Raw genomic sequence first — 15,893 nt, 5'->3', positions numbered from 1 at the left:
TGATCACCAGCTTTCACCTTGGCGATGCATTGGTGTGAGTCACATCGAGCTCTTTGCTTCAGACGATCAATCCTTGGCGCGGTGCCCACAGATTGACAGGACGCATTGCTTCGGGCTAACTGTCCTCAGTCCTAGGACAGAGGACAGTGTTTATGAAGAGCCAAGACATCGTCGTCCTGCTGAAGCTGGTAAGCTTGCAAGACCAGGAAATCACTAAAGGCATCGATCGGTTGCGATCGGAATCCGTGGGGGGAGACCCATATTCTGTTCGGAACCTAGAGGCGCTACTCGGGATCAGCAAGACCGAAATAGCGCAGTCGATCAAGCGCAGTGTCGCATCAGGCATCGCGCGAAAAGACAATAGCAAGAACGAGCCTAGGCCAAGCCGAAGAAACCTGTTCGGCTTCATTACCACCGGGCTAAAGTTCGTCTTCCCCGCCCAAGTTGGGCCAATGCAGCGCGGCGTACCGACCGCCTTCGCCGCACCTATGCTCACGGGACTCCTGATCAGCGGCGGGACGTACAACTACGTTTGGCCCTATGCTAACGGAAAGGAGATGGGGCAGGCGGTGGAGCCGCTCTTCAAGACCGTGCCGGACGCAGTCCTGAAGGACGACGCACTCTATGAGTACCTCGCGTTGGTCGATGCGATCCGGCTCGGGAACCAGCGGGAAGTTGCTCTCGCGACCGACCACCTCAAGTCAAGGATCATGAAGAGATGACCGCGATCCGCGCTCAACTGCTGGAAATGATGAAAGCCGTTGCCTCGGCCCTTGGCGAAGACCTCCGCTCGCGCCTGGTCTTCGTTGGCGGATGCACGACCGCGCTATTCATCACTGATCCGGTCACGCTAGAGGATGTGCGTGCCACAGATGACATTGACCTGATCGTTGACCTTGCGGGCCTTCCTGCCTGGGCACAGCTCCAGGAAGAGCTTCGACACCGGGGCTTCATGGAGGCCGCTGACGAGGCGGTGATCTGCCGCATGCGTCTCGGCAAGCTCAAGGTCGACTTCATGCCGGATGATCCGGCTATCCTCGGATTCGGAAATCGATGGTATGCGAGTGGAATCGAGACAGCACAGCATTACCAGCTCTCGGAAGACCTCACGATCCGGATCCTGACGCCGCCAATGTTTCTTGCGACGAAGCTCGAAGCCTATGCCGGAAGGGGAAACGGCGACTTGATCATGAGCCGTGACGCTGAAGACATCCTCCTTATTGTCGACGGCAGGGAGGAGCTCCTTGCCGAGGTCACGGCGGCCGACAACGACGTTCGAACTTTCATCGCCGGACAGTTTCGTGCGCTCCTCGATCAAGCTGACTTCGACGATTTCCTCGATGGCAATATCCGCGGGCCCGCCGGTCGTGTAGAAATCGTCCGGGACAGGTTTGTCTCGATAAGCCATTGTGCGGATGGCCCCGCACAATGAAAATCGAAGCCCGGTGGTTGAGCCAAAAGGGAACGCGCACCGACGACAATCGCGACCATGCGGGGATTGCGGGGAGACATGGCGAATTTCTTGCTATTGTGGCTGATGGCGCCACGAACGGCTCGAACAACGGAGGATATGCACGGGCAATCGTCAAAGCTGTCGTCGACTGGTTTGCCGGAACCGACGATGCGTGGGGCCACGAGCTCATGCAAGCGAAGCTTCGGGAGATCCATCAAGCCCTTCGCAAATCGTTTCCTAGGGGTTCCGCCAGCATTATCCTCTTTCACGTAACAGACAAAGGCTCCTTGACGGTCCTCCACTCAGGAGATTGCCTTCTTGGCAGGCACGACGGCTAGGTACACTGGCAAGTCATGCCACATACCCTCGCAAACGCCCTGGCGGACATGCCTCTCGATGCGATCGCAAAATCTCCTACGAGACACCTTCTCACCCAGAGTTTTCGTTCCAGGGAGTTCATGGTCCCAGACGTCCTCGCAGAAGAGAAAGTTAGCGGCAGGCTTCTTCTTGCCACCGATGGCTTCTGGGCGGAATTGAGGGAAAGCGAGCAGGAAGTCTTCCTTGGCGGCGGCCAGTCAGCTGCTCCAGAGAGAGATGATCGCAGCGTGCTACAGTTATGGCTTTCTACCGGGGAGCCGACCGAAATCTTGCTGGACGATGGTGGATCGACCAATTTTTATGTGCGGACTCCAGCGCCCCAGAAATAATCCAGGAGCAGTAAGTCATGGAAGACGTGACATTTGCGGGCGACACGCTGCCGAGTTTTTCAGACCTCTTCATTGGCTACGAAGCAAGGATCAAAGCGATCTTCGACAAGATTGTCGCAGCGTCGAGCGTTGATTTTCCTCCTAAGCTGGAGTTCACCGAGGAGGACTCATCGATGCTTTTCAAGTGCAAGCCAAGCGAGGCCTCGGTAACGGCGGACTGGCACGGAATTGCAAGCCTCTGGGCCATGTCGCAGGGTGTCGGCCGCTTGTGTGCAGCGATGTTCAACGCCCGTCGCTCCGGGCAGGCTCGCTTGGATTTCGTGGAAGGTTCGGAGGCGGAACTCGGTTACCATTTCATCGACGAGGCGAGGGCGCTGGTCAAGCCGCGGGGCCACCGATGGAACACCTATTTCCCGAAACCCGACCCCGGGTCAGATAGATTAATCGCCGGCGACGTATTCTTCTTCCGGGCGCTCGAATGGATTCTTGCACATGAAGTCGGTCATATCGTTTCTGGCCATGATGATCGTGCCTGGACGGCGCAACAAAGCCGCGATGAGGAGAGGGAAGCGGACCGCTTTGCAACGTGCTACGTGATCGGCGGACTCGCCGCCGACCCTAGGCGCCAACCAGGTGAAAGGCCCTCGCAAGACGAGATCGAGCTCGAGCGTCGGGCGATTGCCGCGGGACTGGGTTTGGTCTGGGTGGCAATTTACGAGGACACGCGAACCCAAGATACTGATATGTATCCCGCAGTGGCCGCGCGAATAGACGACGCCATGACGGGATTCGGCTTGGCCGACGATAGCGCGGCATTGGAAATCCTCTCCGACTTCATCAAGGCCTGGATAGATCCAGAGGGGCAATGGCCAGTCGCGCCGCCATCGGACGCAACCGCGAGGTCTGCCATGGATGAGGCTTGCGCGCGGTTGTACGACCATGCACGCGAGGCACGGCAATAATCGCCAGCCGAGCGGGCTTGGCGTCCGGGGAACTATCTTGCTCACGACAAATTCGGCCGCGAGGATCATGTTTCGAGACCCATCGGGCTAACGCGCTGAAATTGCTCAACCGCAGAGATATACCGGTCTTTAAAGTAACGGCTTAATTGAGGCCCGCCACAGAATTCCGCGCCGCGAGAGTTCCGATCAAATTTTACCGGCTTTCCCGATGTCGCAGAATAGTGCACAGCACCGCTAGCTTCAGCTTTGGCAACAAGTAAGTTGTCGAGTTCTCTCCAGCAGCGATCAGATCACTTAGTCAAGAGTAACGGCATGTCCCCATCGTACTTGTTAAAAAGCCAGCTTTCGGAAAAGCAGATCGAAGCGGATGTGTCGTTTTATCTAGGTTGGTGCTCAAACGAGATGCCCTTTCGGCTTCTTGATATCGACGAGCAAGAAACGGGTGCCGACAAGCTTTCGACGGTCACCGTACCAATCTACATACAATTCAAAAAGTCGCAGGGTCTGCAGCCGCTTCCTCCGCAACAGCTAAAGCGCCGCGTAGTTGAGGACAAGATGCAATCTGTCCGTCGATTTCGTCGAGACAATATGCTGTCAGACGATCCCACACTCTTTTTTGGTCTTCGCGCTATGGCCGAGCACGCCAGCGATTTTCAGCACAACATACTTCTGGATCATCACCGACCTGAAAGCAGTCACGCGATCTATGTCGCGCCATTGCACCTAGACAAGGAGCGCTACTTTGTCGATTTGCTGACCGGAAAAAGGCACCTTGACGACCCCTGGATATGGAAACGCGCCGAACTATTGTCGGATGTCGGGCATCGCGCATGGTTGAGCCGCTACGCCTTCCAGCCTTTTCTAAGGAACCATATTTCGATCGCTCCGCACGAGAGAGTAAGCACACACCGCCACTTCTACGCCTTTAGCGCCTCCGGCGACGAAGTCAGCTGGCATTCGCCCTCTGTAGTTCCCGGGGGCCCGTTCAGGCTATCTGACTTCATGACAAGCAGGGTCCGACAGATGATTGCCGGTACTGGCGATCTACCCTCGCCCGAACAAGCTCTTGGCGTGTGCGAGTATGTCGCTGAGCGGTACAATTTCGACATTCCTGGTCTGCGGTCCTCAGGGACGGCCTTCGATCGCCTTCGACACTACGGTCGTTGGCTGCATAAAGCGCATGATATCCGGCAGATCCTCCTCTGTGCAGACAGGGAGAAAATCATGGCGATCCGGGAACGGGTGTTTGTCTAGCTTCCAGGCCACTGAAATCGAGCCGGCCTTCATCTCGCCCGATGCTCATGCTACCCCCGGATCAGCAGGGAGCGCGACGATGTTGTCCGCGCCAAACCATGCACTCAGCCGCACCATGGCATCAGCGCTGAGCAACTGCGTGAACAACAAGGCTAGCCGCACCTTTGGTCGAGAACACGCCACATAGAAAAGATTGCGGTTGTTTTCAAAGAACTCGACCTTATCGGCGGGCGGCCCCGCTTCTATCCATTCAAGCATCTGACCGAAATTATATTTGTTCCAACCGCGGCCAACAATCACCAATACGTTCTCGAACTCGGCACCCTTGACGCCGTGCTTGGTCGCGAAGGGCGTGTGCCCATCGATGAACCGATCGAGAGCTATCAGTTCAATGTAGGGGACGGCGCGGAGCTTCCGCAGTCTAGTGACCCGCCGAGAGTCCCCTTCGATCGGTTCAGGGCCAGCATCAGCCAGCCTTTTCTCCGCTTCCTCTACGGTGTCCGGTAGACGCATGTGCGGCTGACCAGCGATGTAATCGACAACCTCGCCGATAGTGCCCGACATGCGCAGAGCGAGTAAAGCGGTCATGGCATTCGTCCAAGCCACTTTATCAGCATGCTTGCGGATTTTCGGCGCCCCGGTCCCGAAGCACTCGAACATCTCACCGTATCGCTTGGCCTCGAACGCTGCGCATGCCGGTTCGAGCTGATCTGCTAGAAACTTGATGTGTGGATCGTCCTTCTTGAGCCAAGGATCATTGAACTGGCCATAGATCGGCGGAATGTTCGCATAGCCTTGCTCCCGGGCAAGCACGCTGTGGCTGAGCATGAGGATCTTGGTCTTCTCGACCGCGAAGTCCCATCCTTCGCCAGCCAGCCGCTGTTTGATAAACGCGAAATACGCTTTCGCTGCCTCCGGGCTCGTATCGCCGGTCCAGTGACCACCACCTTGCCCGGTACGGCGAACACCCGGCCATTGGTTGGTATGAAACAGGCGAGCTTCACCCGGCAACGCGGGATCGCGAACCATTTGAGGGAGCGCTGGTCGCATTCGGTTGAGCATCTGCACGATTGGATGGGTCGACCGGAAATTCCCGTTCTTGTCGATCACCACCAGCGCCGGGTGCTCCACCAAACCGCAGCCCTCTCCATAAACTTTCTGCCAATGATCGCCGAAGAGGCCAATCTGCGGACCATGTCCCCCATCAAGGAACTGCGTTCTGATCGCATCGACAAAGCCTGCATCGGTGTCCTGATATTCGTCGATCAAGAGAATTGGATAGCGGGCCGTAAGCACTGATCGGAACTTGGGATAGTTCAACGCTTCAATCATCAGCGCCAGCACGTCGTCGTGCCGGAGCGTGACCTGGTGGTCGCCGACGCTTGGGTATCCCAACTCATAGTGGACGCGTCGCGCGCCAATGCCGCCGAAAGGATTCATGCGCTCCGCCCAGCCGTCGAGATTGGGAACGAGTGACCGAAGCGTCGACTGGAAGTCCTTCAGAAGTGACCAGCAAAAGCCATGGATTGTCTCAGGGCGCACAGCGGGATGCGCCTGGATACGTGAAATGATCTCGTCCTTGGCGACATTGGTATAGGTAATGCAACCGACTTGCTGACCAGCCCGAAGAAGCTCCGCACCCCGACGATCGATCAGACGGCGGAGCGCCTTGTCGAGCGAGAAGGTCTTACCAGCGCCAGCGCCAGCCTCAAGCCGAAAGCTGCTGCCGTCGTCGAGACAGGCGAACATGCGTTCGAGTGCAATTCGCCCAGCGGCATCTGCAGGATTCTCAACCTCTTCAGCCATGATCGCCAACCTCGGCGACGTTGACCGCTACCCCATCAACGCCCGCTTCGATCTCAACAGCAACCATAGGTGCCGGCTGCACTGGCGCCGGATTGCCCTGCGCCAACCAGCGCAAACCTTCGCTGATGTAGCGCGGCACAATCCAGTCTGTGTGTACGATCGCATGCTCCAAGGCGAAGGTCGATTTCTTCTGATCACCAGCCAACTCATAGGCGGCCAACGCCCGGTCACCGTTGCCAAGCGGAAAGCGAACAGGATTTGCGAGGATGAAGGCGTCCTCGAAACTCCGCCCGCACGGCCCCCCATCAACTTCCGGCACCTGGAAGGAAACCCGCCGGCCGCCAATTGCCTTCTCTGCCTCGGATTTTCCCAGCAACGCGGCTGGCGATACATCGGCGTCGAACCACGCCTTGAGGCATCCATTGCTCGTGAACGTGCCTTCCGCCACCGGCACAGCGACCCGCTTTCCGGTGCCGTTAGGCGTCACAGAATCGATGTCGGTGATGATGAGGGTGCGCAGTTCCAGGAAGGTAAGCAGATCGAAGAAACGATGCGCATACGCCCCGCCGACCTCTATGACCGTAAGATATTGGCTCCCGAGCTGCGGCTCACCGACCGCAGTCGCATCTGTCTTACGAATCATCTCGGGGAGCAGGATGCGCTCTGCAGTGCCCTCAATAAGCACCGCCTTGTCGGAAAAGAATAGATCGCACCTCGTCAGCGTCAGATATTGGTGAAGAAACTCGCGGTCCGGTTCCGGCGCGCCACCCATTCCTCTGCGCAAATCCTTTACGACGGAACGGCGCATTCCATCGCCATCTGGCACAGAAAGGAAATAGCGCATGGCCTCGAACCTAGCCTCGTTCGCCATGTGCGGGGAATGCGTGCTCACAATAAACTGGACGGGCCAAGGCCTATTCTCATTAAGCTGAGAAACGAACGCGTTGATGATCTGGTCCAGCTGCCGGATGAACACCTCCTGCATCTGCGGATGAAGATGCGCCTCCGGTTCCTCGATAAAGATCAGATGCACGCCGGCCGATGTCGGGGTGGCCTGGAACTCGCGGAAGAACCGCAACAGCTGGAGCAGCATGTAAACGAGGTTGCGAACGCCGAGACCATTATAGGTCTCTGGCAACGTCATCCCATTGACGCCGACATAGCGGACCTTCGTATGATCGTTCAGCAGCTTATCGACGTCGAAACTTGTTTCTGTAACGAGGCCGGGGTCGGAAAGACCGGGATAACCGAACAAGTCGAAGGTCGGCAGCAGCGAGGTGAGCTTCGCGTTGAATCCTGCGTGCAGATCACCCTGAATTTGCTCGACGGCCGCCTTCAATTGCTCGGCCGTACTCCGCTTCTCAGGGTCGACGGGGTCGGTGAGCGCAGATTGGAAAAGCACCTCCACGACTTTGCCCAAAACATCGCGCTCACGGTGCGTGTCGTCATCGAGCCCGCGCTGAGCGTTGATGAAACCACCCCGGATCAGCGTTGTAAGCGTCTTTGGCTCCAGCGCCTTGCGATTAGTAGGATCATTGGGATCAACGGCCTCCAGCGATGCTCCATACGCGCCGGACAGCCCCACACTCACCGCGCGAAACATGTTGAGCCGGTTGACCGCGACGTCGTCGCCGACCGCCACGCCGCTAAAGAGTAATGCCGGCGCAGTCGGGCGCGGTCCGTAAGTCAATATGAGGCGCGCATCCGTGCAGTCCGGATCAAGATCAACGATGCAGTCGCTGAGCGGGCCAAGGTCCGGCGAGTCGACATCGTACGTGATATCAATCGAAACCTTGATCGCTGGGAGCAGCGCGACCACATCAGGCACTAGCTGCCCAGCTTGGAAAGCCTCGAAAGCAACCCAGAACTCTTCGTGGCAGCCCAGTGAAAAATCCTCCAATCGAAACGCCAGGGATTTCTCGCTCAGGAGTCGCCGAAATAACTCCGCGATCGACGTTTTGCCGCTATTGTTCCGCCCTACAACCAGGGTCGTTCGCTCTTCCAGGCCGACCGCGACCTGCCGCAATAGTCGGAAATTCTCGATGTCAACGCTCTTGATCCGCATCAGCCCCCGCCTCTATTTTCACCGCGCTTGTCGCTCGCGATTAAATCTGAGCAATGCGCCATGAGAGCGCACCGTCGTCGCCTTCCAAATCCTCATCGTCGCCGATGCTAGGAGCATGCCATCGGCCGCTACCGTCAGTACTTCTCGAAACTGGGATTGTAGGTCTGGCTGGCGAACTCTCCGAGAATGGAACGGGCCTCCCCGAGCGCCCTTAAAGCAAGCTTCGTCGCGATGTTTTCGATGGGCGCTTCTCCCTTCTCCACTTGGACAATAACCCGCAGTAGCGTGGCAAAGGAATGCCGCACCAGGTCGAGAGTGTACTCGTCGGCCCAAAAGTCTCCGAAGCTCTTTTTCCTTTGCTCTCCATGCCACTGAGGGTTTCGCGCGAACACAAGGGTCGTTCCTGTTCTAGACGGCACTCCGTGCGAAATGTTGTTCCGGATTGTAAACCCCGACCGACATGCTGCACACCATGTCGTCAGCATGCCCCGTTCGGTATTGGACGGTATTGTGGCCGCGATCTGCTCGACCATGTCGATCATCGCTGAAACCATCTTCCCATCGGTTTCGGGTCGAGTTCCTTTCGGGTCGATTCCCTTTAGTTTCCAGATTGCGCGCTCAAGGTGATATTCCACCGACCCGAATAGAGCGACGAGAGAAGCGACCTTCTGACCGACGATCAGGTTTATGCCCCAAGCCTCATCCAGCTGGTCAGCCATACCCACCTGGTAGACAGGATGGAAATCGTGTGGGCTTTTTGACGATGTCACAATCCTGTGTGCCCTTCAAATACAGCGGCGTTCAGGCACCGTGCCGCAGTAAGGTCACTCACAAAGCGCCCTTCGCTATCGGTTTCTCCTTGTCACGCGGCTTCCGCGTCAGCGCCTTCTCAAACCAAGCGGGTACAGGGGTGTTTTCTCCCGCGATGGTCCTAGCTGGAACGTACTTCCAAAAGTTCCGGAAAGCCTCATGGAACAGCGTAAGGGCCTCTTCACCAACCTCTAGCTGGTTGTAGTGTACGTAGTCCCAGCCGAACGATCCCGACGCGCCGAAGCTGCGGAGATATTGAGGAAATCTTTCCTTCAACTGATTGAGTGAGGTTCCATGGCCATGTTTGTACACATTGACGATGAGGCGGCACGAGTCGATCGTGTCATGAAAGCCCTGCGCTTTGAGGTCCCACCCCCATGAATCCAGCATGTCAAATAGCGTCCCGATGTCCTGCTTCCACAGGTCAGGCCTAAGTTTATCCAGGCTGAAATTATGACCTAGTTCACGGTCTAACCAGTCGCGAAACTGCTTATCCCACTCGTGGTACATTCCGGCCGCTATACTAAGAATCATCTGCTTCCTCAGGTCTTCGAGAAGACCATAGTACGCGATGCCGTCGTCCCATGCGGCTTCCGCCGATGAAGCTGGATCGTCGGTGTCAGGATTGAACCACTGCCCACGCCTATTGTACGATTCCTCGGCGTAGCGCTCTGCCTCGCTCTCGATGTCCCGGAACTGATCCAGTATCCGCTTCTTCGCCTGTGCGTGGTAGAAGTCCAGCCGCTCAATTAGTTGCGCGCGGCCATCGTTCCAAATGTTCAGGATCACGAATTCACCCTTGCTCAACACCGTCGATCCTATTTCTTGTTGCCTTTGCCGCCTTCGGTCCACCTGCGGTGCCTTTGCTTGAACCAGCTCAGGTCCGGCACTTCGTAAGCCTTGGGAGCAACGGTTTCCTGCTTCGGCAATCGATACTCAATATCTTGCGCGTTTCCGCAGATCGCCTTCAGTTTCCCGAGAAACAGCGAGACGTCGCCGAAATAGTTGGGGAACGCAGACACGATCGACGCAGCTTCTTTCGCATCGACGAGGACAGCGCTGTTGTCAACCAAACCAGACTTTTCCATTGCCATTTCTTCGTGTTGCAATGCGAGTGCGCCTACCGAAGGGTCGGAATACCCTTCAACGCTGACGGTATGGTTGACGTTGTCATAGCGGATCAGAAACACCCTCGCGTCACCCGACAGAATGTATGAGGCGATGTATCGCGTGGTCGAGCGATGGTTCTCCAGCACATCCATCGCCCTGAGAATACTGTTGCAGTCCCGGATTTCGTCGAGGCGTTGCCGCCTCCCGGACGCCACGCGGTCCAACTCACAGCCTTCCTCGAACGAGAACTCGTCGGACATCAGGCGGAAGAAGCGAAGCCACTCCGCGCTGCCTTTGCCGGACTTCAGCTCCTCAAGCCTCGTCTGGCCGACAACCTCGACGGCGGTGGCCCATGAATGCTGGAGCTTGGTGCGGATTTGAAGTTCTACGCGACGTCCACGGTACATCGCCCGATCCGCATCGCCGTCGAATCTGAAAATAACGTGGTGACTACGGTACCCGTCAGGCTTTGCCCCATCGACATAGTTCTTGTGATTCCGAACCTCGTGCGGCATGCGCTGACATTCTGCCACCAAAGCGTTGACGCCATTGATGTCGTCCATGATCGCGCGACATCCACCGAGGTCTTGCATCTGATCCAGCTTACCCGGATGACGTCTTAGTTTTCCGCGGATCGACGACATCCTCTTCGCGCGCGCGACGACGTCACCCGATAGCTTCAGGTGACGCATCCGATGCGCGATTGAAAGACGAATGCTTTTCATGGGCAAGACATGGCTGTCGCGCCAACTGTTCGCTACGGAGAAGACCCGACGAACCTCGTCGTCATAGTCATCCCACGGAATAACGTCTTTCAAACGTTGTCCTGCCCTGGCTACATCGTGCATGCTGTATTCATAGACCGGATAGCTCGACAACGTCTGTCACCGTGAATCTGATTTTGTTTGCGCAGACAGTAGTAGAGTTCGCACCGACTTTACAACCCGACTCGCAGGCGACCCCGGCAGATTGGAGCTGTCCGATTGCCATTCCCGCCGCCTTCTTACGGTCTCGCCGTTTTGGAGTTAAGTTCCAGCACTGACGGCCCGTTGGTCAGCCTTATCGATGCCAGTCCAGACGTGAGTGTCGCTCCGAAGCCCACCAATTATTCTGTCATAGGTCAACCTCAATCCGCGGAGCTAGCTGTTCGAACTCCGCTCGACGGGCAACGTGTTCCCGCGTCAGTCGATGAATCCCCGATCAGAACGATAACGTTTCAAGCTAGTCGATCTCGGCAATGCCAGATAGCGGGCACTTAATTTGAAACTGAGTACTTAACTTGAGAATTTTGCTCGAATCTGATCGCTTAGTGCGAGAATCAGACGATCGAGGCAATCGACGGTTTGTTGCTGTGAGGTTTTCCTCGATCCGACGCAGAAAACCGCATTGTCTGATAAAGGCTGATGTCTGTCGGGCTATCGTTTTGTTTCCAAGGTGCAGGTTTTCGGACGCCGATCGGCGGGGGATCGATTGGCGTGCGGCTAGTAGTCCGTGATCTTGAGAAAGAGATCTTCACCCTCGTCGTCCTCGCCGTACCAGCTCGATGTGTCGATCCGGGCGTCAACGTTTCCAAATTGGCTTATGTTTCCGACAGGTGCCGTGGTCGTCATGCTGAAAGGGAAGTCGGTACTGATCTCGGCTCCCATATCGTTGCGAAAATCGCTTTTGGAACCATACGAAAGATCAACGTAGACCTGGCCGGAAACCGCGTAAGTGATGAAAGCTGGGCCGATAGCGACCACTTCGAACTTTTCGATTTGGACCGCATCGACGCTCGAGCGGGTCGAGAGGATGTCTATTTCGTTATAGACATCCTGCGTGAAAACTTCGAGAGCGTGTTCATCGACACCATTCACGACAGCTTGCCGAATACTCTTGCGGCAATCATCGAGAATTTCGAAAAACTCGAGAAAGGTGGCAACGGCTTCGCAGGCAAAAGCTTCTGCCTCATCGGCGTCCACCTTCAGCGTATCCGGGCGAACGTGGGTATATTTGCTGAGCCCGTCGACGACCTTGCGAACGTTGACATCAATCTCAGCGGTATCCACCTGAAGCGCGGCGATCGAAGCGTCCGTCATTCCACCTTGAATGCCGAATTTGACGCGCTGCCGGCGGGTCGGCCGGCCGTCCGGTGTATCGACCACAAACCAACTCGAAGCCTTGACGTCGTCGTCGGCTGCAAGGGTCGAGAGAGTATGACCGATCAATTCGCGAATTCCTGTCGAGAACTGCGACAGGCGAAGAGGATTGTCGAGCGACTTGTAGGCCATCACGGACCCCTTGAGCACCTCCCTGGAGAACTCATCGAGGAGCATGGCGTTCAGGAACCCGCTGAGGCGGTCCAATTCGGATGGCTGTGATTGTGCTTCGCTCATAATGCAATCTGTAGAGCGAATTGCCGGCGTTATGCCACGGGAAAATGCGAAAATCGTCCGTCTAGCGGGGAGTGCCCCCAATGCGAGACAGATCGACCCGCATCGAGGCAGCTCCGATCTCGGGGAATTCGGCATCCTCCGCGACATCGCGGATTGGAGCTTGCTCGGCAGGATCTGCTGTCGCATCGACCTTTTCCGGGGTTCCGGCAGCTATCTGCCCATCCGGATCGCTGGCCTGAACGATTGCTTTCTGTAACTAGCGATCGCCAGTGCACTGACCGTCGCGACATAGGGTAGGGCCTGGAGCAAATGATAGTCGATCACGGCCCGCCCTTGCAGCATGACAGCTAGCACGCCAATCATCCTGCCCGCGTCGCGGGCGAGTCCCCGCTTGGCGAAGCGCTGCCTATATCGCCAAATACTGGGACGGACTTGGTCTCTTCCTCACCGATGGTCGTATCGAGATCGTCAACAACTCCCTCGAACGGACCATTCGGCCAATTCACGTATGCCGAGCTCAAATATCTCGCAAGGTGTCGAACATATCGCGAATTTCGGCGTCGGTCGCCCGTTGCTCATAGCGCTGCTCTTTCCAGTCGTCTTCGTGTGCGTCGGCATAACTGCTTTCATAGTCTTCATGCTCGCTCAGCGCAGTCGCAACAGCATCGATTGGGCCTTCCGCATCGACACCCAAGACGCCTTGGAGGAATTTCAGATCGTCCAAGAGTGTCTCGTATTCTTGACTGGTGTTTATTCCCCGCAACTCGTCCGAGAAATAGTCTGCGCGATATCGCTCATACGATCGCGTTAGGGCAGCCTTCATTTCTCCGACGTCTGAGGTTTTTAGTCCGAATGCAACGATGACTTCTCGGATTTCATCCGGACGAGCGCCACGGCGGTTTAGGTCCTCAAGAATACCTGCGGCGATAGTCTCGCGAACCCAAGAAACATCGTCTTCAGCAAGCAACGTGAGACCCTATTTGGGACCTCGGCATACTTAAAACTGATATTCTTGTTCGAACTCAATCGGAAATCCCGGAAGGCGACGTGGATTGGGTAGGCCTGCGCAAGGGGACTCCCCGTTAGCCGGGGCTTAGTGCTCTTCGCTAAATCCGCTTATCGGGCCTGAAAAATGCCGATGGTGTCATAAGGGACGACCTCCCAGGTCTCGACCATTCGACTAACGAACAGGCACCTCGAGCGGCCAGACTGTGCGAGCGCATGCTCCGCGAGCGCCCGCACCGCTTCTTTCCTGGTGTCTCGCATAGCGCGAGAGAACGCGTGGAACACTACGACGACGTCGTCTCTCAGTTGTGCCGACATAAAAAATCCGTTCACTTGATCGGCTCCATGCTCGAGCGAAAGGACTTGCAAACGCAAGTCCTCGAAAGACTCGGCACACTCCGTCTGAGTTTCTAAATCGCCAACGCTCAGCAAATCCGCCGCCATCCTCGTCCACCCATGCGGCCTACGCGCTTCAAGGCAGTCTATCACTGCATCGATGTAATTGTGTGCGAGTGGCCTCGGCTTGTCGCTTGAGTGCCCGATCTCCAGATTTTGATAGTAACGATCTATCTCCTCGGACATTTCCGGGATCACCAGAAGGTGTCCCTTCGTTTCCCCCAAAACAAAGTTTGTGGCCAGGTACAGGCCAAGCCAATCCAATTCGAACCCGAGGACATCGGCGGATTTCTGCAGCGTCGATCGACGCTCGAAGTAGTCCAGCAAGAAGGACGGTCGGTCCAAGATGTCGGTGACGCAGGCCAAATCTGCAAGGTTGAGCGTAGTTGGTAGGTCGAGATCTTCGGGTATCCAGCCCGCCGACTTCAGCTCGCTCTCCGCAGACGACAGTACTGTGAGATCGTCTAATGTCACGGATACTCGGATTACGGCGGAAATCTCGGCCGGTTCTAAGCCCAGCCCACTCATAACGTCGCGGGCAACAGCGTCACCGTCACGGGCAAGATCAAGTATCATGGCCAAGCGAGCGGACTGCACGGCTGGTTCGGTGACGAGCTCCCCGATATGTCGGCGGACACGGTCCGGGGCGCCTCTCAAGCCCTGTGGCGTCAGCGCTGCTGACTTGCACTCAATAATCACAACTGTTTTGTCAACGAGTACGATAATGTCGGTTTCGTACGTCCTGCCCTGCCATGTCCATTTCGCTTCGGGTCGGATGGTGGCACAAGGCAGCGCCCTTTCGATAATGCGAAGCGTTTCATCCTCCAAAAACACTGAACGCCTGTTTTCTAGGCGACTTTTGAGGCCGGCCTCGGCGTAGAGTGATGAGAGGATCTGAGCAAGAAAGCTGACTGCGGTTTGTGGAACCGCAAAAAAATAGTCTGTCCCGGTTTTGATTCCGGGTTTGGTCCAAACAGGATTGGACAGAAAGAAATGATCGGTGTCTTCTTCCGATAGGGCACCATTTTGCATACTGATAAGGTCGAGAATGGTCCGTGTCACTTCCTCCGAAAGACCACAGGCCTTCGCAATGGCTGTAACTGGCGCAATCGCACTAACAACAAGCCAACGATCGGCGTGAACAATAAGATTAGCGCGGATGGAATCTATCGTCTGTTCATCCTCAAGGGAGGACAAGAACGCCTCAGGATCGCCGGTCACACCAGGATAGCGATCGAAAAAATCATGCACCAGCTCCGGGATCGTGCGGGCCTTGAAGATATCTTTGAGCAATCGAAAGCGGTCGTTCACCTGTGCTTCGATGCTGCTGACCGTGTTCTCGATCACCGCTATGACGTCCAACGCACCATATCCGTTGCGCTCTCGAAGCGCCGCATCGAGCGGTGCATATTGCTTGCGGAGTATCTCGAGCATGGACCTGTAACCGCCCCAATTGCGCACCATCTGCGTATGCAGTCGCAACCGTTCTTGCAGCGAAAACACAGTAGCGATGGAGGGGTCGGACAAGGGATCTGCGCGACTCCGTCGCACCGCGACAAACGCATCGGGCAGTGAAAGCAAGATTTCAATGATCTCCTGGATCGCGGATGCGCTGGCCGGTTCCTCCCCCCACTCCCAACTTGGCATTGACAAAGCGATTGCCTGAAGCAACTCGACGTGATGTTGAAAGATCCCGTCGATCATCGTTCGGTTACCAACGCCACGCGGACCGACCGCTGTACGAAGCCCCCATCCTGCCAAGACAGCCAAGAAGTGCGGGGGATAGTAACTCTGCAGGAGCGCTCGCAGTCGCCTCATGAGTCGCGGAAACGCTTCAGCCTCCATGCCAAGATTGTGACGCCGTGCGGCCAACATCTCCTTCATCACTTCGGCGCGGACAACACTGATGTTGGCAGGTCTCCGAGAAGTCATCTCGTTTTCAAAGGAATC

Annotated in this window: 14 protein-coding genes and 1 pseudogene; 7 read left to right on the top strand and 8 right to left on the bottom strand. The window is 56.4% G+C overall.

Features of this window, described 5'->3' with window-relative positions:
* The first annotated feature begins 152 nt into the window (after positions 1-152).
* The 6 genes from HFO71_RS26595 (at position 153) to HFO71_RS26575 (ending at position 4,376) form a co-directional block, all read left to right on the top strand.
* On the top strand, positions 153-722 hold the full coding sequence (locus HFO71_RS26595; protein WP_221985476.1) for a hypothetical protein: 570 nt from the start codon (positions 153-155) through the stop codon (positions 720-722).
* On the top strand, positions 719-1,432 hold the full coding sequence (locus HFO71_RS26590) for a nucleotidyl transferase AbiEii/AbiGii toxin family protein (RefSeq protein ID WP_221985475.1): 714 nt from the start codon (positions 719-721) through the stop codon (positions 1,430-1,432). The genes HFO71_RS26595 and HFO71_RS26590 overlap by 4 nt, the downstream gene beginning before the upstream one ends.
* Positions 1,429-1,791: a hypothetical protein gene (locus HFO71_RS35935; protein WP_245006975.1), complete on the top strand. Its 363-nt coding sequence runs from the start codon at positions 1,429-1,431 to the stop codon at positions 1,789-1,791. The genes HFO71_RS26590 and HFO71_RS35935 overlap by 4 nt, the downstream gene beginning before the upstream one ends.
* A 120-nt stretch (positions 1,792-1,911) precedes the next feature.
* Complete coding sequence (locus HFO71_RS35930) at positions 1,912-2,160, top strand: hypothetical protein (protein WP_245006974.1); 249 nt, start codon at positions 1,912-1,914, stop codon at positions 2,158-2,160.
* 17 nt (positions 2,161-2,177) lie between these two features.
* The gene (locus tag HFO71_RS26580; protein ID WP_221985474.1) at positions 2,178-3,122 is read left to right on the top strand and encodes a phage exclusion protein Lit family protein; all 945 of its coding nucleotides are present in this window, start codon (positions 2,178-2,180) and stop codon (positions 3,120-3,122) included.
* Between the two features lie 312 nt (positions 3,123-3,434).
* Positions 3,435-4,376, top strand: coding sequence for a hypothetical protein (locus HFO71_RS26575; RefSeq protein WP_221985473.1), 942 nt, complete (start codon positions 3,435-3,437; stop codon positions 4,374-4,376).
* A gap of 45 nt (positions 4,377-4,421) precedes the next feature.
* Here HFO71_RS26575 and HFO71_RS26570 read toward each other — a convergent pair whose 3' ends face one another.
* The 6 genes from HFO71_RS26570 to HFO71_RS26545 all read right to left on the bottom strand — a co-directional run bounded on the left by HFO71_RS26570 (position 4,422) and on the right by HFO71_RS26545 (position 12,542).
* A complete protein-coding gene (locus tag HFO71_RS26570) occupies positions 4,422-6,182 on the bottom strand; it encodes a UvrD-helicase domain-containing protein (RefSeq protein ID WP_221988601.1) in 1,761 nt (586 codons plus the stop codon).
* Positions 6,175-8,247, bottom strand: coding sequence for an ATP-dependent nuclease (locus tag HFO71_RS26565; RefSeq protein WP_221985471.1), 2,073 nt, complete (start codon positions 8,245-8,247; stop codon positions 6,175-6,177). The genes HFO71_RS26570 and HFO71_RS26565 overlap by 8 nt, the downstream gene beginning before the upstream one ends.
* A gap of 134 nt (positions 8,248-8,381) precedes the next feature.
* Positions 8,382-8,966 (bottom strand): hypothetical protein, encoded by a 585-nt coding sequence (locus HFO71_RS26560; protein ID WP_221985470.1) that lies wholly within the window; start codon positions 8,964-8,966, stop codon positions 8,382-8,384.
* 109 nt (positions 8,967-9,075) lie between these two features.
* Entirely contained in the window at positions 9,076-9,864 is a 789-nt protein-coding gene (locus HFO71_RS26555) for a hypothetical protein (protein WP_221985469.1), read from the bottom strand.
* An 11-nt stretch (positions 9,865-9,875) separates the two neighbouring features.
* Positions 9,876-11,045: a RelA/SpoT domain-containing protein gene (locus tag HFO71_RS26550; RefSeq protein WP_221985468.1), complete on the bottom strand. Its 1,170-nt coding sequence runs from the start codon at positions 11,043-11,045 to the stop codon at positions 9,876-9,878.
* Between the two features lie 603 nt (positions 11,046-11,648).
* Complete coding sequence (locus tag HFO71_RS26545; RefSeq protein ID WP_221985467.1) at positions 11,649-12,542, bottom strand: pPIWI-associating nuclease domain-containing protein; 894 nt, start codon at positions 12,540-12,542, stop codon at positions 11,649-11,651.
* A gap of 360 nt (positions 12,543-12,902) precedes the next feature.
* On the opposite strand from HFO71_RS26545, the pseudogene HFO71_RS26540 reads away from it, so the two are divergent.
* Positions 12,903-13,057, top strand: a pseudogene (locus tag HFO71_RS26540) (IS66 family transposase); the annotation flags it as partial.
* Between the two features lie 2 nt (positions 13,058-13,059).
* Here HFO71_RS26540 and HFO71_RS26535 read toward each other — a convergent pair.
* Entirely contained in the window at positions 13,060-13,509 is a 450-nt protein-coding gene (locus tag HFO71_RS26535; protein ID WP_221985466.1) for a hypothetical protein, read from the bottom strand.
* Between the two features lie 149 nt (positions 13,510-13,658).
* Positions 13,659-15,647 (bottom strand): hypothetical protein, encoded by a 1,989-nt coding sequence (locus HFO71_RS26530; RefSeq protein ID WP_221988600.1) that lies wholly within the window; start codon positions 15,645-15,647, stop codon positions 13,659-13,661.
* Between the last annotated feature and the right edge of the window lie 246 nt (positions 15,648-15,893).

Origin of the sequence: Rhizobium laguerreae, assembly GCF_019778565.1 — a bacterium.
Classification (GTDB): Bacteria; Pseudomonadota; Alphaproteobacteria; order Rhizobiales; family Rhizobiaceae; genus Rhizobium; species Rhizobium laguerreae.
This window is presented reverse-complemented; position numbering and strand designations above follow the sequence as displayed.